General features: G+C 65.4%; 24 protein-coding genes and 1 tRNA gene. 17 read left to right on the top strand and 8 right to left on the bottom strand.

Annotation, left to right across the window (positions count from 1 at the left end):
- Nucleotides 1–38: 38 nt before the first annotated feature.
- On the top strand, nucleotides 39–1,124 hold the full coding sequence (locus tag FJV43_RS21200; RefSeq protein ID WP_239620574.1) for an AbrB family transcriptional regulator: 1,086 nt from the start codon (nucleotides 39–41) through the stop codon (nucleotides 1,122–1,124).
- Nucleotides 1,125–1,236: 112 nt separating this feature from the next.
- Here FJV43_RS21200 and FJV43_RS21195 read toward each other — a convergent pair whose 3' ends face one another.
- Nucleotides 1,237–1,776 (bottom strand): disulfide bond formation protein B, encoded by a 540-nt coding sequence (locus tag FJV43_RS21195; RefSeq protein WP_239620572.1) that lies wholly within the window; start codon nucleotides 1,774–1,776, stop codon nucleotides 1,237–1,239.
- A 156-nt stretch (nucleotides 1,777–1,932) separates the two neighbouring features.
- On the opposite strand from FJV43_RS21195, the gene FJV43_RS21190 reads away from it, so the two are divergent.
- From FJV43_RS21190 to FJV43_RS21170, 5 genes are all read left to right on the top strand, one after another.
- A tRNA-Leu gene (locus FJV43_RS21190) sits at nucleotides 1,933–2,017 on the top strand.
- A gap of 171 nt (nucleotides 2,018–2,188) precedes the next feature.
- Entirely contained in the window at nucleotides 2,189–2,491 is a 303-nt protein-coding gene (locus FJV43_RS21185; RefSeq protein WP_239620570.1) for a hypothetical protein, read from the top strand.
- A 950-nt stretch (nucleotides 2,492–3,441) separates the two neighbouring features.
- Nucleotides 3,442–3,669 carry a hypothetical protein gene (locus FJV43_RS21180; RefSeq protein ID WP_239620568.1) on the top strand — a complete coding sequence of 76 codons (228 nt, stop codon included), beginning with the start codon at nucleotides 3,442–3,444 and terminating at the stop codon, nucleotides 3,667–3,669.
- 1,275 nt (nucleotides 3,670–4,944) lie between these two features.
- Nucleotides 4,945–5,628, top strand: a complete 684-nt coding sequence (locus FJV43_RS21175) for a response regulator transcription factor (protein ID WP_239620562.1) — start codon at nucleotides 4,945–4,947, stop codon at nucleotides 5,626–5,628.
- Nucleotides 5,625–7,562 carry an ATP-binding protein gene (locus tag FJV43_RS21170; protein WP_239620560.1) on the top strand — a complete coding sequence of 646 codons (1,938 nt, stop codon included), beginning with the start codon at nucleotides 5,625–5,627 and terminating at the stop codon, nucleotides 7,560–7,562. Before FJV43_RS21175 ends, FJV43_RS21170 begins: the two co-directional genes overlap by 4 nt.
- A 135-nt stretch (nucleotides 7,563–7,697) precedes the next feature.
- Here the strand turns inward: FJV43_RS21170 and FJV43_RS21165 are convergent, their stop codons facing one another.
- Nucleotides 7,698–7,988, bottom strand: coding sequence for a hypothetical protein (locus FJV43_RS21165; protein ID WP_239620559.1), 291 nt, complete (start codon nucleotides 7,986–7,988; stop codon nucleotides 7,698–7,700).
- A 235-nt stretch (nucleotides 7,989–8,223) separates the two neighbouring features.
- Here FJV43_RS21165 and FJV43_RS21160 point away from each other — a divergent pair, with 235 nt between their 5' ends.
- Nucleotides 8,224–8,448 carry a cysteine rich repeat-containing protein gene (locus tag FJV43_RS21160; protein WP_131872197.1) on the top strand — a complete coding sequence of 75 codons (225 nt, stop codon included), beginning with the start codon at nucleotides 8,224–8,226 and terminating at the stop codon, nucleotides 8,446–8,448.
- 154 nt (nucleotides 8,449–8,602) lie between these two features.
- On the opposite strand, the gene FJV43_RS21155 is transcribed toward FJV43_RS21160, so the two are convergent.
- Entirely contained in the window at nucleotides 8,603–9,025 is a 423-nt protein-coding gene (locus FJV43_RS21155) for a GFA family protein (protein WP_239620557.1), read from the bottom strand.
- A gap of 90 nt (nucleotides 9,026–9,115) precedes the next feature.
- Complete coding sequence (gene mddA, locus FJV43_RS21150; RefSeq protein ID WP_239620555.1) at nucleotides 9,116–9,904, bottom strand: methanethiol S-methyltransferase; 789 nt, start codon at nucleotides 9,902–9,904, stop codon at nucleotides 9,116–9,118.
- A 133-nt stretch (nucleotides 9,905–10,037) separates the two neighbouring features.
- On the opposite strand from mddA, the gene FJV43_RS21145 reads away from it, so the two are divergent.
- Nucleotides 10,038–11,585 carry a winged helix-turn-helix domain-containing tetratricopeptide repeat protein gene (locus tag FJV43_RS21145; RefSeq protein WP_239620553.1) on the top strand — a complete coding sequence of 516 codons (1,548 nt, stop codon included), beginning with the start codon at nucleotides 10,038–10,040 and terminating at the stop codon, nucleotides 11,583–11,585.
- Between the two features lie 19 nt (nucleotides 11,586–11,604).
- Here the strand turns inward: FJV43_RS21145 and irr are convergent, their stop codons facing one another.
- From irr to FJV43_RS21125, 4 genes are all read right to left on the bottom strand, one after another.
- Nucleotides 11,605–12,093 carry a Fur family transcriptional regulator Irr gene (gene irr, locus FJV43_RS21140; protein WP_239620551.1) on the bottom strand — a complete coding sequence of 163 codons (489 nt, stop codon included), beginning with the start codon at nucleotides 12,091–12,093 and terminating at the stop codon, nucleotides 11,605–11,607.
- Between the two features lie 248 nt (nucleotides 12,094–12,341).
- Entirely contained in the window at nucleotides 12,342–12,911 is a 570-nt protein-coding gene (locus tag FJV43_RS21135; RefSeq protein ID WP_239620549.1) for a DUF2147 domain-containing protein, read from the bottom strand.
- 32 nt (nucleotides 12,912–12,943) lie between these two features.
- The gene (locus FJV43_RS21130; protein ID WP_239620548.1) at nucleotides 12,944–13,606 is read right to left on the bottom strand and encodes a DUF3313 domain-containing protein; all 663 of its coding nucleotides are present in this window, start codon (nucleotides 13,604–13,606) and stop codon (nucleotides 12,944–12,946) included.
- 253 nt (nucleotides 13,607–13,859) lie between these two features.
- Nucleotides 13,860–14,507, bottom strand: a complete 648-nt coding sequence (locus FJV43_RS21125; protein ID WP_239620546.1) for a TetR/AcrR family transcriptional regulator — start codon at nucleotides 14,505–14,507, stop codon at nucleotides 13,860–13,862.
- Nucleotides 14,508–14,723: 216 nt separating this feature from the next.
- Here FJV43_RS21125 and FJV43_RS21120 point away from each other — a divergent pair, with 216 nt between their 5' ends.
- The 9 genes from FJV43_RS21120 (at nucleotide 14,724) to FJV43_RS21080 (ending at nucleotide 24,520) form a co-directional block, all read left to right on the top strand.
- A complete protein-coding gene (locus FJV43_RS21120; RefSeq protein ID WP_239620545.1) occupies nucleotides 14,724–16,274 on the top strand; it encodes an ABC transporter substrate-binding protein in 1,551 nt (516 codons plus the stop codon).
- Nucleotides 16,275–16,557: 283 nt separating this feature from the next.
- Nucleotides 16,558–17,529 carry an ABC transporter permease gene (locus FJV43_RS21115; protein ID WP_239620543.1) on the top strand — a complete coding sequence of 324 codons (972 nt, stop codon included), beginning with the start codon at nucleotides 16,558–16,560 and terminating at the stop codon, nucleotides 17,527–17,529.
- A complete protein-coding gene (locus FJV43_RS21110) occupies nucleotides 17,526–18,365 on the top strand; it encodes an ABC transporter permease (RefSeq protein ID WP_239620541.1) in 840 nt (279 codons plus the stop codon). The genes FJV43_RS21115 and FJV43_RS21110 overlap by 4 nt, the downstream gene beginning before the upstream one ends.
- A gap of 1 nt (nucleotide 18,366) precedes the next feature.
- Nucleotides 18,367–19,986 carry an ABC transporter ATP-binding protein gene (locus tag FJV43_RS21105; protein ID WP_239620535.1) on the top strand — a complete coding sequence of 540 codons (1,620 nt, stop codon included), beginning with the start codon at nucleotides 18,367–18,369 and terminating at the stop codon, nucleotides 19,984–19,986.
- A gap of 359 nt (nucleotides 19,987–20,345) precedes the next feature.
- Nucleotides 20,346–20,513: a hypothetical protein gene (locus FJV43_RS21100; RefSeq protein ID WP_239620533.1), complete on the top strand. Its 168-nt coding sequence runs from the start codon at nucleotides 20,346–20,348 to the stop codon at nucleotides 20,511–20,513.
- 6 nt (nucleotides 20,514–20,519) lie between these two features.
- Entirely contained in the window at nucleotides 20,520–20,729 is a 210-nt protein-coding gene (locus FJV43_RS21095) for a hypothetical protein (RefSeq protein ID WP_239620531.1), read from the top strand.
- A 197-nt stretch (nucleotides 20,730–20,926) separates the two neighbouring features.
- On the top strand, nucleotides 20,927–21,247 hold the full coding sequence (locus FJV43_RS21090) for a hypothetical protein (RefSeq protein WP_239620529.1): 321 nt from the start codon (nucleotides 20,927–20,929) through the stop codon (nucleotides 21,245–21,247).
- Nucleotides 21,248–21,473: 226 nt separating this feature from the next.
- Nucleotides 21,474–22,199: an outer membrane protein gene (locus tag FJV43_RS21085; protein WP_239620527.1), complete on the top strand. Its 726-nt coding sequence runs from the start codon at nucleotides 21,474–21,476 to the stop codon at nucleotides 22,197–22,199.
- Between the two features lie 164 nt (nucleotides 22,200–22,363).
- On the top strand, nucleotides 22,364–24,520 hold the full coding sequence (locus FJV43_RS21080; protein WP_239620525.1) for a methyl-accepting chemotaxis protein: 2,157 nt from the start codon (nucleotides 22,364–22,366) through the stop codon (nucleotides 24,518–24,520).
- Nucleotides 24,521–24,706 lie beyond the last annotated feature (186 nt).

Genomic DNA, 24,706 nt, shown 5'->3' with positions numbered 1-24,706 from the left:
GCAATTGTGCGCCTCCCGACGATTTGCGATAAGGTGGTGTGAAGCAGATCACCGCCTCCCTGACGTTCGAATGGCCGAGCCGTGCCAGCATATTGAGCACGGTGGAGACGCTCGTCATCGGCACCGCCGGCGGTCTCGTGTTTCTCGTCGCGAACCTTCCCGGCGGGCTGATCTCGGGCTCGATGATCGCGGTCGGGATCGCCGCGATCGCCGGCCGCCAGCTGACGCTGCCGCCGATCCTGACCCAGACCGTGCTGGTGCTGCTCGGCATCTCGCTGGGCTCGGTCGTCTCGCGCCATTTGCTTCAGCAGGTCGGCGCCTATCCCCTCACCATCGGGCTGCTCGCGCTCGCCACCTTCTGCTCGACGTTCGGCTCGAGCTATTACCTCCAGCGCATCCATGGCTGGGACCGCACCTCGGCTTTCCTGGCCGGCAGTCCCGGCGCGCTGTCGCAGATCACCATCCTTGCGGTCGAGCGCGGCGCCGACCTGCCGGGCATCGCGGTGGTGCAGACCATGCGCGTCATCATCCTGACCGCCGCGCTGCCGATGGTGCTGGCGATTGCAGGCGTGGCGTCCTCTGCTGCGCCGTCGCCGACGACGACGATCGCCTCGCCGCTCGACCTCCTCGAACTGGCCGCGGCCTCGCTGGCCGCAGCGCTCGTCTTGCGGCTGATCAAGTTTCCGGCGAGCTGGATGTTCGGCGCGATGATCGCCTCCAGCGTGCTGCACGGCGCCGGATGGGTCGAGGGCGGCCTGCCGGACTGGGTCCGCGGCGTGGCGCTGGTCGGTATCGGTGCACTGATCGGCAGCCGCTTCGCGCGGATGCGGATCAAGACGCTCGCCGGCCACCTCAGCGCGGCACTGGGCTCGTTTGCCGTGGCCATCGCCGTCTCCGCCATCTTCGTCGGGATCGTGGCGCTGACCACCCAGGTGAAATTCTCCGACGTGGTCGTCGCCTTCGCGCCGGGCGCGATGGATGCGATGCTGGCCCTGGCGCTGACATTGCACATCGACCCGATCTTCGTCGGCGCCCATCATCTGTCGCGTTTCGTCTTCGTGACGATCGCGACGCCGGGCATCGTGCACCTGTTCGGGCGCACGCAGGACGATGTGGATGATTGACGGGGCGCAGCTCCCGTAGGGTGGGCGAAGGCGCTCTTGCGCCGTGCCCACCATCCTTCCAGAATGGAGATAGAAGTGGTGGGCACGCTTCGCTTTGCCCACCCTACGGCAACTACGACCGTTGCGTCCGCACGAATCCCCACGCGGCGATCGCGGCCATCAGCACCGAGATCAGCACGTTGTAGCCGGCGAGCGACAGGCCGAGGAAGCGCCACTGCACCTCGTCGCAGCGCACCACCTTGACCGTGTCGAGCTTCGACAGCAGATCAGCCGCGCTGCCGAGATTGACGACGGGCCCGGAGCAGTCGGTCGGCCCCTTCCAGAATCCCCATTCGACGCCGGCGTGATAGGTGCCGAGTCCGGCATTGGCGAGCGTCGCCAGTGCGAGGATCGCGAGCCCCGCCAGCAGCAGCGGCCGCGGCGCGCCGCTCCTCGCCGCCAGCGCCGTGAGCGCACCGAGCGGAATCGCGAGGTAATAGGCGTAGCGCTGCTCCAGGCAGAGCGGACAGGGCAGGATCTCCAGCACGAGCTGGAAGAACCAGGCGCCGGCGATCGTGACTGCGGCGATCAGCGTGACCAGCAGCGAGGCGGTCAGCGCGGGGCCCGCACTGGCCTGCTTGAACGCTGGTATGGCGGCACTCTGGGTCGTCACGGCAGCCTCTTTCCGGTGGTCGCACCCTCAAGCCTCTAGCTCCGGCCCGTGCGGCTGTCGAGAACGGCCGGGATCACTTTGGCGCGGGTTGACCCCGTCTTGTCCATGGCTATAGTCCGCCGGCTTCGCGACGCCCCCCTTTAGGGCCGACCGGGGGCCCCTGTGGCGGAACTGGTAGACGCGCTCGACTCAAAATCGAGTTCCGCAAGGAGTGCTGGTTCGATTCCGGCCAGGGGCACCACGCTTCGCCCTTCGGGCTACGCGTGGCGCGGCCATGCTGAACCGAAGGGCGAAGCGTGTCCGTCCGGCGAAGCCTCTTGGCGAAGACGGACTGGCGACAATCCCTCCCTAGCCATCTTCCCATGCCCCCTGTATAAACCGGTAGCTTCTTCCGTCACTCGAAGGAGCTCACATGAACGACCTGCACGCGTGGCTTTCGCAGCAACACCACGGCTTGCGGACCTTCCAGACCTTTCAGCAAAAGCTCGAGACGCTCGGCCGGGACGATCCCGCCCAGCGCGGACTATGCCGCCTGTTGAGCGGCCTCGTCGGCGGCTATGTCGACGCCTTCGACGAGGCTCCGCTGCCGGTCGACGTCGCCGATCGCGCTTACCGACGCCTGCTGACGCTGGTCGGCAGCCTCGATCCGCACGGAAACGCCGACCGCCGCCTCGCCGACATCAACCGCGTGGCGACCTGCGACTTGTGGCGGTGACTGGCAGGACAAGCTGGCACAGATCAACTTTCAAACAACGGGACACGCCAGTACGGCCTCGCGACGCATGGCGCCCGAGCCTTGCTTCTCTCGACGCCCCTTCCTTCGAAAGGGCGCAGGGAAGGCCGGGCGCCGGCTGGCACCCGCGGTCCGCTGTGCGCAAATTGCGCGAAGACAGATGCACAGCGGCATACAGGGCAGCCTGGACATCCCGGCCTTTCCCTGCGCAGTGGTTTGACGGCTTATGGCGCGCTCTCCCCGGGGAGCGATGCACTATTGCCCCCGTCGCCTTGCGGATGACCGATGCGCGGACCCGGTCGGACCGCCACATCGCCGCAAGCCTTGACGCACAGGCCCCGGGCGTCAGGACCACACGCTTTTGCCGTACGCTGGAATCGCACCGGTCGTGTGCGCGCCGCGCAACCGCTCACGGGCCAAGCCCGCCCTGCAATTGCCGGCGCGCCGATGCACTCCACGTCCACCGCCACCCGGCCCGCGTATCGTGACGATCGCGAAACGCCCCTATCCTTGGGCCGGGATGGCGCATGTGTTACGCTATTTCCGAATTTCGGTCAACCGGAATTTTTGAGTTTCGAAGCGGCGAGCGTTCGGGCAAACCTCGTTCCGGCTAAGAACCATCTTCGCAACAGTTCATTCTTGCCCCGCCTATGTCCGCATCATCATTGCGAGCGCAGCGAAGCAATCAAGGAATGCACCCGCGGAGCTAGCCTGGATTGCTTCGTCGCAAGGGCTCCTCGCAATGACGAGGAGGAGAGATTGCGCGCCCAACTGCCGTATCGGCGCGGAGCCCCCGGGAGCGAAGCGGCACCTGCTGTTCGAACGTCGACTATCGATAGGGGCTAGATCCCGTACCGCCGCGAGGCATTCGACTCCGCACGGTCGCTGCCTATATCCTCTCGCATACGATGGGATGCAGTGAGCAGCTTTCGATGGCCAGGACACGCAGGACGGATGCCGACGACCTTCCCCGCTATTTCGTCTGGGTGCGGGGCCTTGAAGGCCCCGAGCCGCAGAAATGGATGGCGATGGATTTCGGCATCGGCGACTGGAAGCGCCCGCTCGTGCTGGCCTATCTGGAACTGCCGGAGGACGAACGGCGTCTGTCGCTTTCGATGCTGGCCCGGCGCTATCCGCCACCGCGGGTTGACCTTTCGTGAGCCGGGCCGGGGTGTACTCACAGGCGTCGGCTCCGCAAGGTGAAGCGGAAGTCACCCGCTTGAGCGCAATCGGCGGCCTGTGACCCGTAGCGGACTCGAGGGTCATACTCCCGCTCGCCAGAGCCTTTGGAGAGAGTCGAATTGAAGACGGCAGCCCGCAGCGCCCCGTTGTCCCTGATCAAGCACGTGACCCTGCTTGGTCTCAACTTCGCTGTGTTCGCTGTGCTCGCGCGTGACCAAAGGCAATGTGGACTAGCGGCGCCCTGATCGCTTAAGTTCTGCGACCTTAAACCTGTTGCCAGCGGCCAGGCTGCTGCACAACCAGTGAGCCTTGTTGCGGCCTTCGCCCAAGAACGTCTTTGTTTCGACGCAACCCAGGTAAGATGTGTGGGTGATGGTGTCTCGGCAGGTTGGTGAGAAGGGTCCGTAGTCTATTTGGCCGCCCGACTCGCTACATCCGATCCAAGGCTCCTTGCCTTTCGGAAAACTCGATGCACAGCCACCGTTGCAACTGCTGGCGACTTTCTCCAGGCTGGCAATCCTCCCCATAACAGAACCTGGCGCATATGCAGGCGCGCGCGCGGTTGACGGTCGAGTTGTTGATGCAGTTCGACGCGGCGCCGTTGTGTCTGTTCCCCGCTCCGAGACGTGCGGCTTCGCCACCTGTTTCGGCGCATCGACTGTGACGGGAGGAAGCGTGGCGGCGGAGCCGGTTGGGATCTGCGACGCAGCCGGGGCGCACAGCAAGACAGTCGACAAGACAGCGACGGTTGAAGGCACGACAAGGCTCGATGACAATCTCATGACCATGTCCTTCCAGGTCCGGGCGGGAAACGCCGTACCGGTAAATGCACCCTAGCATACATACTGGACTGCGCAACCTTTGGTTGGGAGCATACAACCTGTCGATAACTGTGGCGTTGGTCGCCTGGCCCTTCGCTGACATTCGGGTTGATCCGGATCTGAAGTCCGATAATGGGCCCGTAACTCGCCTTCGGCGATCGTCGTCCCTAAGTCGCTCTTGGCCCAACTCGGACATCTGGTGAGATGCCGTCATGGGCCGGTGTCGGAGGCAGAGTGGACCTCATCCATGCGCTGAATGCAGCGCGGATTATGAGCACGCGCTCAAGCCTCGGCGCAACCAACGACCGTCCATCCGCGCCGGACACCGCCCCGTGTCATCCCCGCCCCCATGATTATGGGTGTCGCGGCATCCGCGCTGCGGTTAAACTTGCCTCGCGCCGCGGGGGACACGCGGGTCGCGGGACGATGATCATGACCGAACAGGGCGAGACGGGTGAAGCCATCACCATCCTCCTCGTCGAGGACGACGCGCCGACCTGCTGGCGGCTCCAGGATGCGCTGGTCAAGGCCGATTACGAGGTGCGAAGCGCCGGTACGCTCGCGGAGGCGCGGCAGGCCCTGAGCGTCGGCGCGCCGCGCGTGCTGCTGACCGACCTGCGGCTGCCCGACGGCCACGGCGTCGAGCTGATCCGCGAGACCCGGCGGCGCTTTCCGGACACCGAGATCATGGTGATCTCCGCGCTCGGCGACGAGGAGAGCGTGATCTCCGCGATCACGGTCGGCGCCACCGGCTATCTGCTCAAGGATGCCTTCCCCACCGACATCGCCACCACCGTGCGCGACCTGGTCGCGGGACATTCGCCGATCTCGGCCTCGATCGCCCGTTTCATCGTGCGCAGAACACAGGGGGCCGCACAGAATTCGGCGGAGCCGCCGCCCGGGCCCGCGCTCAACACGGCCAGGCTGACCCCGCGCGAGATCGACATCCTCTGGGGCATCGCGAAGGGCTTCAGCTATGCCGAGATCGCGAGCCATCTCGGCCTGTCCAGGCAGACCGTGCCCGGCCACATCAAGAATATCTATCGCAAGCTCGAAGTGCACACGCGCAGCGAAGCGGTGTTCGAGGCGGTGCAGCAGGGCCTGATCAAGCTGTGAGCGAGCTCGCGGCCAAGGCACCTATGAAGGCACCGGCCACACCCGCGCGGCGCCGGCTGCTGGCCTCGCGCCTCGTGCCCTATCTGCTGTTCCAGGCGCTGATCGTGATCGCCACCATTCTCGGCTTGCGGCTGCTCCAGCCGAGCGACCCCGAGGATTTTGCGCTCGGCAGATTCGCGCTGCGGGAGGACGGCGTCACGCGCCCCGTGACGCTGCCGCATTTCACCTCGTCGCGCTACTCCCTGGCCGACCCGCCGTTCTACACCGGCGCCTTCACCTTCCAGAGCGGCGATGCGGCCTCGGGCTGGTCGGTGTTCCTGCCCCGCTTCAGCAACGCGGTGGAGGTCGCCGTCAACGGCGTCGTCGTGCTCGACTCCCGGCGCGATGCCAACGCCAACCGGCCCGACCGCAACACGCCGCAGATCGCACTCATCCCCGCTTCGCTGCTGCGCGAGGGCGGAAACGAGATCGCGGTGCGGCTGTTCGTGTGGGGACCGCTCAAGGGCTTCCTCGACACCGTCTATGTCGGGCCGGATGCCGCCTTGCGCCCGGCCTATGAGACACGCACGCTGCTGTTCGTCACGCTGCCGGTGGTGTTCTCCGCCTGGCAGGCGATCCTGGCCGTCATCCTCGCGATCATGTGGCTGATGCGGCGCCGCGAGCCGGTCTATGGCGTGCTGGCGGTGGCGATGGTGCTCGGCCTGGTGCAGGCGTTCGCGCAGGCGCCGGTGCCGCCGGCCACCGCATCCCGGCTCGCCGCGGTGCTGCTGGCGTCCGCGCCGATCGAGAGTGCGCTGGTCGTCGTGTTCGGCGTGCTGTTCTTCGGCTGGCGCTGGCCGCGCTACGGCACGCTGCTGTTCGTGCCCGGCGTCGTCGTGTTCGTGGTCGGGCTGATCGGGGGGCCGCCGCTGCCGCGCATCCTCTTCCTGGTGCTCGGCATTCCCACCGTCGGCCTCTGCCTGTTCCTGATGGCCTGCGTCGCGGCTGCCGCGGTGGTACGACGGCAGGACGCGGCGAGCTTCATGATCGGCTGCGCGGTGACCATCGTGCTGGTCTGCTGGATCCAGGACATGCTCACGGTGCTCGAAATCGAGACCAACGATCGCATCTTCGTCTCGCGCCTGTCCTATTCGGCCATGCTGGTCGCGATCGGCGCCGGGCTGACCTGGCGCTTTGCCCGCGCGTTGAACCAGGTCGACAGCTTTGCCGGCCAGCTCGTGACGCGCGTGCGCGAAGCCGAGGAACGGCTGAAGGCGAGCTTCGCCCGCGAGGAGGAGCGCGCCCGCGCCGCCGCGCTCGCCAACGAGCGCACGCGCCTGATGCGGGACCTGCATGACGGCCTCGGCGGGCAGCTCGTGAGCATCGTCGCATTGTCCGAGCGCGGCAGTGAGGGCGCGACCATCACGGACGCCGCCCGTGCGGCGCTGAAGGACCTGCGCCTCGTCATCGACTCCATGGACGACATCGGCGGCGACCTGATGCTCGCGCTCGGCTCCTGGCGCGAGCGCGCGACCGCGCAATTGCGGCCGCACGACATCGCGCTCGACTGGCGCGTGGCGACGCCGCAGGGCCTGCCGCTGCATCCCGAGCTGAGGCCATGGCACGTCATCCAGATCGTGCGCATCCTCGACGAGGCCGTGACCAACGCGGCCAAGCACGCACAGGCCCGCCACGTCGCGGTCACCATCGAGACGCATGATGGAAGCCAGGGGCCTTACGGCGTGATCAGCGTCACGGATGACGGCCGGGGCTTTGCGCTGGCCGGCGACTGCGAGGCCGCGGGCGCGGGCCAGACCGCGCGCGGCCTGCGCAACATGAGAAGCCGTGCCGCGCGCTGCGGCGCGGTGCTCGACCTGAGCTCGGATGCCTCCGGCACGCGCGTGCGGCTGCAATTGCCGCAGCGCTTTCCCGACAGCGACATGGCTGCGGGCTGAAAAGCCCCCTCTCCGGACGTGTAGGGCGCACGGAGAGAGGGGACGGGCCGGGTGATTGCCTGCGGAGGACGGGGGGTGTTCGTCCGCAGGCTCCGTTGGCCCGAAGCAATGCAATCAAATCAATCGAATGAAGTATCAGCGCACGCCGACGCGATTGACAGGACCGCCGCGATTCATCGGCGTACCTGCGCGCACGCCGACGCCGGGCGCGCCGACACCGGGGGTCGCCACCGCAGCCCGCGCAACCGGAGCTCCCGGCGCAACCAGCACCGCCGCGGTCGGCCGCACCACGCAGCCCTTGGGCACCCCGACGGTCTTGCAATAGACCACCGCCTGCGCCGGGCTCGTGCCCAGCGACACCATCGCCGCGCCCGCCAGGGCCATGATCGTCAGCCCGGCGCTCAGCGCTCCAGCTCTCTTTGACATCTTGCTCTCCTGCTTCCCGTTCGGCGTCCCGATGCAATCACCGGTTTTCGCAGCCGAGGTGCAGCCTGAATGGCAAAAGTCGGGACGCGGATACATGCCATGAAGATGGGGGTACGGCGCTCGGGTCACCGAGCCGGTGCCATGAACATGGCATGGACCCACGCCTGGGCTTCGCGAGATGGTCCGGCCCGCGTGATCCCGGTCGGGACCAACCACGATTCCAAAGAGGTGCCTTATGAAGATTTCGGTTCTTGCCGCGCTGCTGCTCACTGCTGCCGCCCTGCCCGCTGCTGCACAGTCCGGCCCATCGATCCAGGAGCAAATGGCCTGCCGCGGCGACGCCAGTAAATTCTGCGCCGAACATGTCGGCAAGCCGCCGCAGATGAACGCCTGTCTGCGCGAGAACAAGTCGAAGCTCTCGGACTCCTGCCGCAAGGTCGTTGAATCGCGCGGAGGCTAGTCCTTCGTCCTTCTCCCCATCAAGAGCGAGGGCGGCGCTCTGCCGCCCTCTGGAGAGAAGGCCGAAGCAGAGCTTCGGCCTTGGCTTGCGGATGGGGGCGGCCCCCACGAGCTCCTTATCGGATTTGTGGTGAGGGTCACCTCACCCACCGCCGCTACTCCTGCATCATCTCGCCGCTACCGCCGAACTCGGCCGGAAAATCCTTCAGCTTGGGCAGGCCATCGTGCATCGGCAGCACGGTCTCGGCATAGTTGACGTGGACGCCGGGCGTGAACGCGAGCGTCGGGATGGTGGCGGCGAAGACGTCGACCAGACCGAGCGGCGGATGGTTGGTCATGAGATGGCCACCGCACTTCCTGCAATATTTGCGCTGGCTGAGCGGCGTCTTGACGAAGGTCTCGACATTCTGAGCGCCTTCGGTGATGCGCACCGCTTCGGGCTTCCACAGGCTGAAGGCGTTGACCGGACCGCCCGACCAGGAGCGGCAGGAGCGGCAATGGCAATAGCCCATCGCCTCCGGTGCACCCGTGACCTCGACCGTGACCGCGCCACAGAAGCAATTTCCGACATGTTTCATTTAGGCGTCTCCGTTCTTTTTTGGGATCATCATTGCGCGTCGGCGCCCCGCGCGCCCTCCTTTCGGTGGACGCGCGGGGCGAGGCTCAGACTATACCGACCGGCGCCAGGGAATAAGCATGGAGACGCGTTGCCTGTACTGCCGGTACTCCTCGCCGAAGAGATCGACGAGATCGTTCTCCTCCAGCGCGATGCCGGCGAAGATGTAGAGCGTGGTCACGGCCGCGAACAGCAGGTGGCCCGCGGTCATGGTCGGCGCCGCCCAGAACGCGATGATGAAGCCGAGATAGATCGGATGGCGGACGAACTTGTAGAGCAGCGGCGTCTTGAAGCGCGGCGGCGCCGCCTCCTTGCCGACGAGATGGTCGGTCACCTGATGCAGTCCGAACAATTCGAAATGGTTGATCATGAAGGTCGAGGTGAACACCAGCACCCAGCCGGCGAAGGACATCGTGACCAGGGTCACGGCAAGATCCGGATTCTCGACGTTCCATATGACCGACGGCAGCGGGCGCCACTGCCAGAACAGGAGGAGCAATGACAGGCTCGCGAACAGCACATAGGTCGAGCGCTCAACCGTCTTGGGCACGAATTGGGTCCACCAGGCCTTGAACTGCTTGCGTGCCATCACGCTGTGCTGAAGGGCGAACAGCGTCATCAGGAGGAGGTTGACGATGAGGGCCTCGACCGTCGACGAGTCGCTTCCGGTGTCGATGGTCTTGGGCACCATCACCCCCATGACGAAGCCGATGGCGTAGAGAATGGTGACGAAAAACACGAGATATGCCGCAATTCCGTACAGAAAGGCGATGAACTTGAAAATGCGAGAGCCCGTCACCTCCGGGCCGACAGAATGAACGTGTTGATCAAGTTGGGTCATGAAATGCTCCGTTGTGCCGAGACATCGACACGGTTTGGTCGTCGCACCATGCCGGATCGGTCGTCCCGGGACTTTCGCGGACGGTTGATTTTCGCCTGAGACGACTTTGATTTTTGCTTGAGACGACGAAAACGTGCGATTTCGCTTTGAAAACAATGTGCTCGACAGTGACCTGCGGGAGCTCACTTGCGACGGGACGGCCGTTCCATTGCAGCCGCAAGTGTTCGATCTGTTGCTTTATCTGGTCACGCAACGCGCCCGTTTGGTCAGTAAGGATGACCTGATCAGCCAGATCTGGGGCGACCGCATCATCTCGGATTCCGCCCTGAACAGCCGGATCAACGCCGCGCGCAAGGCGATTGGCGACGACGGCGCGGCGCAGCGGCTGATCAAGACCATTCCGCGCAAGGGCTTTCGTTTCGTCGGCGAGGTCCGGGAAGAAGCGGCAGCATCTCCCGCGCAGGCAGGAACCAAGCCCACTCCCCCACGCGTGACGGACCGGCCGGCGATCGCGGTGCTCGCCTTCGAGAACATGAGCGGCGATCCCGCGCAGGACTATTTCGGCGACGGGATCAGCGAAGACATCCTCACCGCGCTGTCGAAGCAGCGCTGGTTCATGGTGATCGCCCGCAACTCGTCCTTCACCTACAAGGGGCGCGCGGTCCACATCAGGCAGATCGCCGAGGAGCTCGGCGTCCGCTACGTCGTCGAAGGCAGCGTGCGCAAGGCGGACAACCGGGTGCGCATCACCGCGCAGCTCAACGACGCCGTGTCGGGAAACCATCTCTGGGCCGAACGTTATGACCGCGAGCTCGTCGACGTCTTCGCCGTGCAGGACGAAATCACCAATGCGATCGCGGCGGCGATCGAGCCGCAGATCCACGCGGCGGAGAATTTTCGTGCCCATCGCAAGCCGCCCGCAAGCCTGGACGCCTGGGACCTCTTGATGCGTGCGCTGTCGCATTACTGGCGCGTGACCCGGCAGGATCACGGCGCCGCCCGGGGGCTGCTCGAGCGCGCGATTGCAATCGATCCGAACTACGGCCAGGCGCTGTCGGTGCTGGCCGTGAACGACATGTTCGGCGTGCATCTCGGCTGGGCCGAGCTGGCCGCGGTTGCCCCGGCCGCGGAAGCCGCCGCGCTCGCCGCGGTGCGGTGCGACCATGAGGACGCCTGGGCGCATGCCGCGCTCGGCAGCGTCTGCTTTTCGACACGCAGGCTTGCGGACGCGCTGTCCGAGTTCGAGCAGGCGCTCGCGCTCAATCCGAACTTCTCGCTGGCGCAGGGCTATTACGCGCTGGCGCTGTCCTATGCCGGACGTTCCCGGGATTCGTTCGAGGCCGCGCAAAGGGCGATCCGGCTGTCGCCGCGCGATCCGTCATTGGCGATCTATCACGGCATCGCCGCCTATGCCCGCTTCACCGAGCGGCATTATGACGAGGCCATCGCGCTGGCGCGCGAGGCGATCCGCCACCGCGGCGACCTCACCGGCGCCTACCGGGTGCTGGCGGTCTCCGCCGGCATGACGGGCGACGGGGCGCTTGCGGAGATGGCGCTCGGCGAGCTCCGTCGCACCCAACCGAACATCTCGCTGCACTGGATCGAGACGCAACTGCCGTGGGCCAATGACGGGGATCGCGAGCACTATCTGGAGGGATTTCGGCGGGCGGGCTTGCGGTAGGAAATTCGCAAGGCCCGGGTTACGCCATGCGCTTGCGGCGCAAATGGACGATGACGTCGAGCCGCGCGATCTCGTGGCCGGGAAGCGCCTCGGGCACTTTTGTGAAGGCCAGGCCGTCGGCAACGTCGATCAGCATATCCTCGCCTTCGAGATAGAAGTGCGGATGCACGGATGTGTCGGTGTCGAAGAACGACTTGATGCCGTCGGCCGCGATCCGGCGCAGCAGGCCGGCTTCGGTGAACTGGTTCAGCGTGTTGTAGACGGTCGCGAGCGACAGATATGCGTTCGCCGCCATCGCCTCTTCATAGAGGCTCTCCGCGGTGACGTGACGATGGCCGCCCAGGAACAGCAACTGGCCGAGCGCCAGGCGCTGGCGCGTCGGACGCAGGCCGGCATTGCTCAGCAATCGCAGGCAGTGCTGCACGCCCGCCTCCGACGAGTGCTCGAGGCCGGCGACCTCGGCCCCGCAATCGTCATCCGTTGGGGTAGTCGTGGCCAGAATGTCCATGGATCGTCTCACGGCTCAAGGAAACGGGACGCGCAGTGCCGCGTCCCGCCAGTTGCCATTCGATCGCAAAAGCGGCGGCTTGGCTTTGATCCGGATCAAATTCGCGGGCGGATCCGCCACTGACCGATCGCGAGGGCGGTCATGAGCCCACCGGGAGCGTCGCGGCCGTCCCAACCACGACTTCGCGTACCGCGAGCAACGCGCAGGCGCGCTCGACGAGTTGCGACGGGCTGGAGACCTCCTGAAGGCTACTTCGCCTTCGCCTGCATCGGCTTCGGAGCCGGCACCGCGGCCCATTCCTTGTCGGCGCGCGGACCGTTGAGATCGCCGGTCAGGCCGACGAGCTGGCCGGGCAGAACGTCGAGGGTCTGCTGCCAGGTCTGGGTCTGGCAGAGCAGCTTGATGAGGCAGCCCTTGAGCTTGAGGCGGTCGGCGGATTCGCGCCACAGCGAGACCGAATAGAACTTGCCGTCCTCGGCATTGTAGATGTCGCCGGCAAACCGGCCCTCGGGCGTCGCCTGCAGGCCCATGATGAGCTGGTGGCCGAGCAGTGCGCGGGCGCGTTTGTCGGGGTCCGGATTCTGACTGTCGCGATAGGGCTGGCCGCGCTTGTCCGCCGGCTCCTTCATCCAGACGATGAAGCCGCAGATGCGGTCACGCGTCGGACCGCAGCGCTCGAGCCGAATGCGGGCGCGGCCGTCCTCTACGAGCCATGTGCCGCTGGGATCGGCGGGAGCGGCCGCGCCCGCGCGGCCACCGATGATCATCATCACGACGGTGATCGCGACGCGCAGCACGAAGCGAAGCAGGAAGTTCATCAGCGGCACCTTTCGTTGCAGGGGTTGCGGCTTCAATTCAGTTGCGCCATCAGCGCATCGGCGCCCTTGTCGAGGCCGGCGGTGGCGGCCGCGAGCGCGCCGACGCTGGCCTTGATGTCGTAGGCGCCCGGATATTGCTTGGTGACGTAGGCCGAGAGCAGGCGCGAGGTCGTGGCATCGAAGATCTCGACACCGTAGATGACCGAGCCGGTCATCATCCCCTCGCCGTCGCGCGCAGCCTGCACCCCGTTGTAGACGGCGCCGGCCATGTCGAAGCGCGAGAGCGTGCCGAGCACCGGTGTGTTAGTGACCGCGCCGGTGAGCGTCAGCCTGATCCGCAGCGTGTTCGGTCCGCGCTCGCGCACGAGCGTGAACCGGCTACGCAGCCGCTCGGCGAAACAGTTCTGCATGTAGGCGGCGAGCGTCGCCTTGTCCTTGTCGGACATGTCGCCGAACTGGTGATCCCGGCCGCGATAGACCGCGACGGGTTGGAGGATCACATTACGATAGGCACGCCAGTCGACCGGCGTGGAATAGCGGTAGGGCACGCGGCCTGATGCGTCCGCCTTGTCCGGGGCCATGTAGGCCGAGGACGCCAACTCCGAATAGGGCACGGGCGCGACAGATGCGCAGCCGGCGATGCCCGCGCAAAGCACCAGCGTTCCCAGACCGCGCAGGGCGATCGAGCGATCCATTCCAAACTCCTCTTGCGGCTTCTTGGGAAGGCAAGGACGACCGCAGCCGCGCTTTGGGACCAATCGCGGCTGCGGCGCTCACCATTGCCAACCCAAGGCATCGTCCGGGGCGTTTCGGATGCCTTGGGCCGTCTCAGTGTTTCAATTTATAAAACCGACTGGTTGGTTTGTAAAGTCGCAAAAATGCGTCCTGACACATTTGGCCGCAGGCGCGGTTTTGGGCAGCGATCGGTCGGAATTCATTAACGATGAATCAGGCGCGCTTGCGAGGGGTTGCGGCCTTTGCGGCCGATGCCGTCCCCGATTTAGCGGGATTGGCGGTGCGCGTCGCGGCCGGCTGTTCGAGGCCGCTCCATTGCGCGTCGTCGAGCAGACGCGCGAAGAGTCGCTGGTGCTCGTCGTTGCTGAGCGGCGACATGCCGAACAGCGAGCTCAGCAGCAGTCCCATCGCTCCGGCCCAGCGTATCATCGCAAGGTCCGGATCTGCGGCCTCTTCCCTGATCGCCGCCATCCTCTCCATCTCGCGCTCGCGCGGCAGCGCCATCAGGCGGGGATTCTCGACCATGGCCGCAACCAGGGCCAGCGCGGCAGAGTTCGGCGAGCTCGCCGCTTCCCTGATCGTGGCGAGCTGCGTCGCCAGATTGGGGCTTGCCGAGGACGCGCTCACCTTGGCCATGTGGCGCGTCGAGAACTCCTCGAAATGCGCCATCTGCCGCTCGAGCAACGCCTTCAGCACCGCCTCCTTGGTGCGGAACTGATGCATCACCCCGCCCTTGCTGAGGCCGCTCTCGCGCGCGATGGCATCGAGCGTCAGCCGGCCGGGTCCGTCGCGTGCGATGATGGCGATCGCCGCCTCGAGCGCGGCATTGCGGGACCGTTCGGAGCGCGTGGCATTGTCCATGGCGGACTTCTCTCCGTGACACGAGAATGAATCAAGTGAAAACAGGACGCGCTGTACATTTTTTGTGCGAACACTGTCGAGACTTTCATCTTGCGGCGCCGAACGAGACTGTGTGAGCCTCGATATCGGATGGGGACTGGGATGGGCCGACCGTCGCTTTGCGCGCCAGGACGTTGCGAAGCGTTTGCGGCTGGCCTCGCTTGAGAAAGATACGACATGCCAAAACGAGTGTTGCTTGGTCTTCTCCTGGCTTGCGGCCTCACGGCCTCGGCGCTGGCGCAAGAGCCGAAAGCAGGGGGCGCGATCAATGCCGTGATCCAGCCCGAGCCACCCGGCCTGATGCTTGCGCAGATCCAGAACGGCCCGACCCAGATGGTATCGGGCAACATCTTCGAAGGCCTGCTGCGCTACAGCCCCAAGCTCGAGCCGCAGCCGGAGCTTGCCGAGAGCTGGAGCGTCAGCGAGGACGCCAAGACCTACACCTTCAAGCTCAAGAAGGGCGTGACCTGGCATGACGGCAAGCCCTTCACCGCCGCCGACGTTCTGTTTTCGATCGAGATGCTGAAGCAGACCCACGCGCGCGCCCGCAACAATCTCGCGCAGGTCGAGAAGGTCGAGGCGCCCGACGACCACACGGTGGTGTTCACGCTGAAGCAGCCGTTCGGCCCCTTCCTCGGCATCTTCGAGGTCGGCTCGATGCCGATGGTGCCGAAGCATCTCTACGAAGGCACCGACTGGAAGACCAATCCCTACAACAACGCGCCGGTGGGCACCGGCCCCTTCATGTTCAAGGAATGGCAGAAGGGCTCGTTCATCCGCCTGGTCAAGAACCCGAACTACCACGAGAAGGGCAAGCCCTATCTCGACGAGATCTACTGGCAGGTCATTCCCGACGCCGCGGCGCGCGCGGTGGCGTATGAGACCGGCAAGGTGGACGTGCTGCCCGGCGGCTCGGTCGAGAATTTCGACGTGCCGCGGCTGTCCAAGCTCAAGGACACCTGCGTCACCGGCGCCGGCTGGGAGTTCTTCTCGCCGCTGGCCTGGCTGTGGCTGAACAACCGCCAGGGGCCGCTCGCTGACAAGCGGGTGCGGCAGGCGATCATGTACGCGATCGACCGCGACTTCGCCAAGGACGTGATCTGGAACGGGCTCGGCAAGGTCGCGACCGGCCCGTCAGCCTCGACCATCAAGTTCTACACCGACGACGTGAAGAAATATCCGTACGATCCGGCCAAGGCCAAGGCGCTGCTGAAGGAAGCCGGCTACAAGGGCGAGAAGATCCGCCTGCTGCCGCTCGCCTATGGCGAGACCTGGCAGCGCTGGGGCGAAGCGGTGAAGCAGAATCTCCAGGACGTCGGCATGACCATCGAGACGATCGCCACCGACGTTGCCGGCGGCAACCAGAAGATCGCCGAGTGGGACTACGACATCGCCTTCACCTATCTGTACCAGTACGGCGATCCCGCGCTCGGCGTGGGGCGCAACTACGTCTCCAGTGCCATCGCCAAGGGCCAGATGTTCAACAACGTCGAGGGCTATTCCAACCCGGAGATCGACAAGCTGTTCGCCGACGGCGCGGTCGCGACGCCGGATTCCAAGCGCAAGGAGATCTACGAGAAGGCGCAGAAGATCCTGGTCGAGGACGTGCCGGTGGCCTGGATGCTCGAGCTGCAGTTCCCGACCATCATGCGCTGCAAGGTCAAGAACCTGATCACCACGGGGATCGGGGTCAATGACGGCTTCAAGGACGCATGGCTCGACAAGTGACGAGGTGCATGCGACACCGCGATGAAATCTCAGTCGCGGCGTCGCGCTCCAGGGTACGAACTGATTCACGATGAAATCATATCGAGACGCTGAGGCATCGGCGGTGCCCACCTCTCCCATCGGGAGAGGTCGGATCGCATCGTCAGATGCGATCCGGGTGAGGGGTTGCACTCCCTCGTGGGACCAGATCCCCCTCACCCGCGCCTTCGGCGCAACCTCTCCCCGTCGGGGAGAGGTGTTCCTCGCGGCGAGACCGCCTCGATCAACTGGCATACGAGTCTAGATGCTCTCCTTTGTTGCCCAGCGTGTCGTGAAGGGCGTGATCGTCCTGCTCGCGATCGTCGTCCTCAATTTCTTCCTGATTCGCCTTGCGCCCGGCGACCCCGCGGTGGTGATGGCGGGCGAGGCCGGGGCCACCGATCAGGTCTTCGTCAAGCAGCTCCGGGAGAAGTTCGGGCTCGACAAGCCATTGCCCGAGCAGCTCTTCATCTACGTCAAGGGCGTCGTGACGCTCGACCTCGGCTTCTCCTTCCGCCAGCAGGCGCCGGTCGCAAAGCTGATCGGCGAGCGGCTTCCGGCGACGCTGCTGCTGACTCTGACTGCCTTCGCGATCTCGCTCGCGCTCGGCATCCTGTTCGGCTCCTTCGCGGCGCGCTTTGCCGGCACCTTCCTCGACACCGCCATCACCGTGTTCGCGCTGATCTTCTACGCCATGCCGATCTTCTGGGTGGCGCTGATGGGCATCCTGCTGTTCTCGGTCACCATGGATTGGTTGCCGAGCTTCGGTTACGAGACGGTCGGCGCCAATCTCACCGGCCTTGCTCATGCGCTCGACGTCGCAAAACATCTGATCATGCCGGCGATGACGCTCGGCCTGTTCTTCATGGCGACTTACACCCGCATGACGCGCGCCTCGATGCTGGAGGTGAAACGCCTCGACTTCGTCAAGACGGCGCGTGCGAAAGGTCTCTCCGACGCCGTGATCCAGCGCCGCCACGTGCTCCGCAACGCGCTGCTTCCCGTCGTGACGCTCGCCGGCGTCCATTCGGGCACGCTGATCGGCGGCGCCGTCATCACCGAGACCGTGTTCGCCTGGCCGGGCATCGGGCGCCTGATGTACGACGCGCTGCTGCAGCGGGACTACAATCTGCTGCTCGGCGTCTTCGTGATCTGCTCCGCCATGGTCCTGATCTTCAACCTCATCACCGACCTGGTCTACCGACTGGTCGACCCACGCATCGAATTCGCCTCATGAAACAGTTCTGGAAATCGATGCTGAAAAGCCCGAGCGGCGTCATCGGGCTCATCATCCTCCTGCTTGCGATCTCCGTCGCGGTGTTCGGACCGATGCTGTTCCCGAACTCGCCGTGGCGCATGGTGCAGCGGCCGTTCCTGCCGCCGTTCACGCTCTCGTCCGTCCCGCTCGGCACCGACGCGCTCGGCCGCGACGTGTTCGCCGGCATGATCTTCGGCGCACGGGTGTCGCTGCTGGTCGGCCTCGTCTCCACGCTGGTCGCACTGATCGTCGGCGTGCCGATCGGCGCCATGGCCGGCTATTTCGGCGGCAAGGTCGATGACGCCCTGATGCGCTTCACCGAATTCTTCCAGACCATTCCGAGCTTCGCGCTCGCGATCGTGCTGGTCGCCATCCTGCAGCCCTCGATCTATTCGATCGTGACCTCGATCGCGGTGGTGAGCTGGCCGCCGGTGGCACGCCTCGTCCGCGGCGAGGTGCTGTCGCTGCGCACGCGCGAATATGTCCAGGCCGCCGTGGTCACCGGCCAGAGCAACAGCTGGATCATCCTGCGCGAGATCCTGCCGAACGCGTTGTCGCCCGTGATCGTGCTGGCCTCGCTGATGGTGGCGACCGCGATCCTCCTGGAATCCTCGCTGTCGTTCCTCGGCCTCGGCGATCCCAACCTGATTTCCTGGGGCTACATGGTCGGCGCCGGCCGCACCGTGATCCGCCAGGCGTGGTGGATCACGGTCTTTCCCGGTGTCGCCATCCTGATTTCGGTGCTCGGCCTCAATCTGATCGGCGAAGGCCTCAACGACGCGCTCAATCCGCGCCTGTCGCGCGAGGGACGCTGACATGACCGCCCCCGCCACCGTCTCCATCAAGAACCTGCGGATCGCGCTGCCCAAGAGCGCCGAACGGCCGTACGCCGTCGACGGCATCTCGCTGGACCTGCGGGCCGGCAAGATCGTCTGCGTGGTCGGCGAATCCGGTTCCGGCAAATCGATGTGCGCGCACGCGCTGATGGGCCTCTTGCCCGATACGGTCGACGTCACGGCCGGCGAGATCATGTTCGAGGGCCGCGACCTGCTCAAGCTCGACGACGACGGCTGGCGCGATCTGCGCGGCCGCCGGCTGGCGATGATCTTCCAGGAGCCGATGACGGCGCTCAATCCGTTGATGCGGATCGGCGACCAGATGGCGGAGATGTTCGAGGCGCACGGCCTGCTGACGCCGAGGGAGCGCCGCGCGAGGGCGCTCGCATTGGCACGCGAAGTCGGCCTGCCCGATCCTGAACGAATCGTGCGCGCCTACCCGCACCAGCTCTCCGGCGGCCAGCGCCAGCGCGCCATGATCGCGATGGCCCTCGCGCTCGAGCCGGCCGTGCTGGTCGCTGACGAGCCGACGACCGCGCTCGACGTCACCACGCAGGCGCAGATCCTGAAGCTGATCCGCAATCTCCAGCGCAACCGCAACATGGCGGTGATGTTCATCACCCATGATTTCGGCGTCGTCGCCGACATTGCCGACCAGGTCGTGGTGCTCAGGCACGGCAAGGTCGTCGAGGAAGGTCCCGCCGCGACCGTCTTCAGCGCGCCGCAGCACGACTACACCAAGGCGCTGCTCGCCGCCGTGCCGTCGATGGATCCGCCGGCGCGCGCGCCCCTCGACGATCGGGCCAGGGCCGTCGAGGTGATCGGGCTGGACAAGACCTACGTCACCTCGGGCGGCTGGTTTCGCGAGGACCGCCGCGTCGATGCGGCGCGCGCGGTCAATTTCAACATCTTCAAGGGCGAGACGCTCGGCCTGGTCGGCGAATCCGGCTCCGGCAAATCGTCCGTGGCGCGCCTGGTGATGCGGCTGATCGAGGCCGACCGCGGCACGGTGCGGATCGGTGAGACCGACCTGACCTCGCTTTCCGGCAAGGCGCTGCGCGCCGAGCGTCATCGCATCCAGATGATCTTTCAGGATCCATTCGCCTCGCTCAATCCGCGCCGCAAGATCGGTCACATCATCGCCGACGGCCCGATCGCGGCCGGCGTCGATCCGAAGGTCGCGTTCGACCGCGCCCGCGATCTCCTCAAGATGGTCGGCCTGGACGCCGGCTCGCTCGAACGCTATCCGCACGAATTCTCCGGCGGCCAGCGTCAGCGCATCGGCATTGCGCGCGCGCTTGCGCTCGAGCCGGAGATCGTCGTCGCCGACGAGGCCGTCTCCGCGCTCGACGTCTCGGTGCAGGCGCAGGTGTTGAAGCTGCTCGAAGACCTCAAGGCGCGCCTCGGCCTCTCGATGCTGTTCATCACCCACGATCTGCGCGTCGCAGCCCAGATCTGCGACCGCATCGCGGTGATGCAACGCGGCGCCATCGTCGAGCTGAAGCCGACCGCGCAACTGTTCGCCGCGCCCGAGCATGCCTATACGCGCGAGCTGCTCGCGGCGGTGCCGGGTCGAAAGGAGCAAGCCCCGGCGGCCTGAGGGGCTGGTCGGGCGGATTCACCGGATTTCGAGATCGTTCCAAGAACTTGCACGCCGCAAGAGGCGAAACAGATTCGCTCCGGCAGCACTGCTTCGTGCGACCTTCCTTGCCAACGGGCGCAAGGACAGGCCGACACAAGCATTTCCCCGCTCGGCTGCTGGAGTTGCGCAACTGACATGAAGTGGTGGACCGGCCTTGCAACCCAACGAAACACCGGGACGTTGGGATGTGCGGTCACGCGCTTTTTATTCGGTCGTGACTGCCGCGCCGCTTCAAGGTCGAAGGCGGCACCATAGATGACGATTGGATGTTTTGCGTCATCTCATGACAGACTCATGAGTTGAGATTTGGAGCCGCCATGGGCGAAGTCATTCGATTTGTCTCGAAATCCGAGCGCGAGCGAGCACGTCTCATCCAGGAGGCGCGCGCCATCTACGACAGCATCTTCCCTCCGGCGGACCGGGCCGGCGAGGAGCAGGACGAACCGGCGATCGGTCGCACCTTCATCGGCCGCGACGGGGAGTAGCGTATCGTGATCAAGATCATCGCCGTGCTTTGCAGTCTCGCCTCTCCCACCAATTGTCACGAGCAGATCGTCACCACTTCGGACTTTGCGCAAATCTCGGTGCAGTCCTGCCTGATGGGTGCCCCGCAGCTCGCCGAATGGATGAACCAGCATCCGGCCGAGCGGCTGGCTGCATGGCGCTGCGTGATCGGCGACCGGGGTGGCAGAGGCATCTGAGGCCTAAGCCGGCAGCGCATCAGCCCGTCGCCTTCGGATGGACCCGAATCAGCGCTAAAGAGCGATGCGATTGGGATGAATCGTCATCGCGCTTCAGGTCATTGTTTGAGCATGGTCCTTTTCGGAAAACCGCTGCACACTCTTCCGGATCATGCTGTAGTGCCTTGCGTTCGGCCACTTCCCTGGACGCAAGCAGCATGACCGGCCCCGAACTGAAGCAGCTTCGCAACGACCTGTCCGATGCCCTCGAGCGAAAGCTCACTGCGGCCGACATGGCCAGGCTTTGCGGATTGCCGGAGACAGGCGGCACCGACACCATCCGGCGCTGGGAGATCAGTGGCCCGACGCCGGCGGCGACCAGGGTTCTGCGCGTGCTCGCGATGGCGAGCGAGCGCTATCCGATCCTGGAGAAGTTCGACATCTTCGATCGTCATGACGTGCGCGAGGATGACCGGCCGGCAAAGCGCGCGGCCTTTCGCGAACAGATGCGCGATGAGGTTCGGCGGCGTCTTGGTTAACAAAAGGCGCGCGCAAGTTACCTGGGATGCGCGAAGTTAAGCCTTCCTTCACCACTTCTTAAGCCGCCATTAAGCACGAAAATCATTTACAGCCCAATAAGTTAGGTTGGCTGTGGCCGTGCCATGCATGTGACAGCATTTTCATCAAAAGCGAGCTATCTGCAAAACCAACGACGGCGCAGGAAAGCGCGCCTGCCGGGGACCTTACGTGTTGGAGTTCAAGACGATGAAGAAGATTCTGTTTGCGACCGTGGCGCTGCTCGTGGTGGGCGCGGCTGCGCCGGCCGTCGGCGCCGATCTCGGCAACCGCAGCTATTACAAGTCGCCCGCGCCGGCCTATGCCGCGCCGATCTACAATTGGACGGGCTTCTATCTCGGCGCCCATGTCGGCGGCGCGTTCTCCAGCGACAACAATTTCAACGGCCTCTCCACCGGCAGCAACGGCAACGGCCGCTTCCTCGGCGGCGTGCAGGTCGGCGCGGACTGGCAGTTCAACCCGAACTTCGTGGTCGGCGTCGAAGGCCAGTATTCCTGGCTCACGGGCAGCGTCGGCGCAGTGTTTCCGGGCGGCATCGCCTATACCAATGACCAGCGCGGCCTCGGCTCGATCACCGGCCGCGTCGGCTACACCTGGGGCCCCGGACTGCTCTACGTGAAGGGCGGCTACGCCTATTCGGACAACAACGAGAAGGTGACCGTGGGCGGCGTGCCGACCGGCTTCATCATCGACGGCGATCACCGCAACGGCTACACCGTCGGCGCCGGCCTGGAATACATGTTCGCCCCGAACTGGTCGGCCAAGGCCGAGTACCAGTACTACAATTTCGGCGATGCGCACTTCACGGCAGGCCCGCTGGTGGGCACCGGCAACTTCACCACCGACGACCATACCTTCAAGGCAGGCGTCAACTACCGCTTCAACTGGGCAGGCTCGGCGGTCGCGCCCTACTGACCGGTTATCAAAACCTTATCACGATGAAGGGCCGGCCTCGTTGCCGGCCCTTCTTTTTTCGCTCTGCGGAACATGCGCAACCAATTGTGCCAAGTGCGATTTTTTAACCGGTGCTGCCGATACTGCGCTCACAAACAGAAGCAAGAACATTGGGGGAATTTTCGATGGCGATCCGTCTGGGCCTTGGCCGTTTCCTTGGCCGTCTCCGTCCTCGTTTCAGAATGCCGAAATGGGGCGTGCGCGGCAGCCTGTTCGCGGCCTTCGCAGTGATCGCGGGCATGGGCCTCGTGATCGCGGCCGGCGCCGGGCTGGCGCTGCAGAATCTCGGCGGACGCATGACCGAACTGAGCGGCCGGGACATTCCGCGCCTTTCCGCCAGCCTCCAATTGTCGGCACTCAGTGCCAGCCTTGCGGCGCAGGGACCGGCCCTGCTTGCGGCGCAAAGCGACGACGCCCTGAATGAGCGCACCAAGAAGCTCATGGAATTGCAGGAGCAGACGCAGCGGAAGCTCACGGAGATCATCGATCTCGGCGGCGACAAGAGCGTCGTCTCCGGGCTCAGCGACACGATGAAGAGCATCAACGAGGCAACTCAGAGCCTTGCGAAGGCCGCCCGCGAACGGCTCGACATCGCGGCCCTCCACGAGAAGCAATATGATGCGCTTCGAAACGCGCAGGGCGCGTTCGTCGGCGCGGCGAGCCCGGCGATGCTGGACGCGCAGACCCGCGTCAACGCCATTCTCGGCTCGGCCGACCTGTCCGCCGCAGATGCAACCGAAGCCGCGCAGACCGTCGGTCAGCTCGGCAACGTCGTCGCCAGCGGCAACCTCGCCGCCGCCAACATGAGCGCGGCGCTGTCGGCGAGCACGAGCGACAAGCTCGACGACATCCAGAAGGAATTCAAGACGGCGCAGGGACGCCTGCGTTCCAACCTCGACCTGTTGCCGGACAACCAGGGCAACAAGATGCTGCGCGAGACGGCGGAAAAGCTGCTCGCGCTCGGAACCGGCAAGACCGGCGTGTTCAATCTGCGCGAGAAGGAGCTCGACTCCATCGACTATGGCCAGACCATTCTGGACGAGACCCGCAAGCTCAATGTCGGTCTCGGCATCAGCGTGCAGCAGCTCGTCGACGGCGTGCAGAAGGAGACCAACGCCTCGACCTTCCAGGCGCGGCAGGAGATTTCGCTCGCGACGTCGGTCATGCTGGCGATGGGCGCGTTGATGCTGGTCGGCTCGGCGCTGTTCGTCTGGCTCTATGTCGGGCGCAGCATCCTGCGCCGGATCGGCGCCCTGCATCAATCGATGCAGTTGCTCGCGAACGGCGACCTCGAAACCGACATCTATCGCTCGAAGAACCACAACGACGAGATCTCGGTGATGGCGAACACGCTGCAAGTGTTCCGGGAGAGCATGATCGAGGCCCGCGCGCTGACGAGCGAGCAGGACAGGGACCGTATCGCCAAGGCCGAGCGTGCCGCGCGCATGGAAGCGAAGATCGCCGAATTCGAAAGCACGGTGCGCTCCGCGCTCGACAATCTCGCGCAGTCGGCCAATTCGATGCAATCGACCGCGCAGAGCATGTCGAACACCGCCGACCAGTCCAACGCGCTGGTGAACGCGGTCGCCTCCGCCGCGGAGGAAACGTCTGTCAACGTACAGACCGTATCGGCCGGCACCGAGCAGCTGTCCTCCTCGATCCAGGAGATCAGCCGCCAGGTCGTGACCTCCGCCGAGATCGCCAAGAAGGCGGTCGACGAAGCGGGAGCAACCGACGCCACCGTGCAGAGCCTCGCCGACGGCGCGAGCCGCATCAGCGTCGTCGTCGACCTGATCCAGACCATCGCCTCGCAGACCAACCTGCTCGCGCTCAACGCGACCATCGAGGCTGCGCGCGCAGGCGAGGCCGGCCGCGGCTTCGCCGTGGTCGCCTCCGAAGTGAAGAGCCTGGCGAGCCAGACTGCCAAGGCGACAGACGAGATCCGCACCCAGATCGCCAGCATGCAAGACGTCACGACCTCCGCGGTCGGCGCCATCCAGGGCATCGGCCGGATCATCGGCGAGATCAACGACGTCACCACGACGATCGCAGCCGCGGTCGAGGAACAGGGCGCCGCCACGCGCGAAATCGCCCGCAACATCCAGCATGCCGCCGGCGGCACCAGCGAAGTCTCCAGCAACATCGTCGGCGTCTCCACCGCGTCCGCCGAAGCGGGCGCTGCGGCAAGCGACGTGCTGAGCGCCTCGGACGCGCTCCGGCGCGAGGCCGATATGCTGCGCGGGGAAATCGACGCTTTCCTCAACGACATGCGGGCGGCCTGATCGTCGTTCCGGGGCCCTCGAAGAGGCGCCCCCGGAATCCCGCACCACGATCTCCGGATTCTCAGGTGCGCAACCGCGCACCAGAGCTCGCGCTTACGCGCGCCCCGGAATGACTGCGTTTTTGGCGGCCTCAAACCGAGAGGCGGAAAAACACGGCCGGTATGACGGCCATGCGGCGCCCGCCAG

Origin of the sequence: Bradyrhizobium sp. I71, from assembly GCF_022354745.1 — a bacterium.
Classification (GTDB): Bacteria; Pseudomonadota; Alphaproteobacteria; order Rhizobiales; family Xanthobacteraceae; genus Bradyrhizobium; species Bradyrhizobium liaoningense.
Note: the sequence above shows the minus strand (reverse complement) of the source record. Positions and strands in the feature narration are given on the sequence as shown.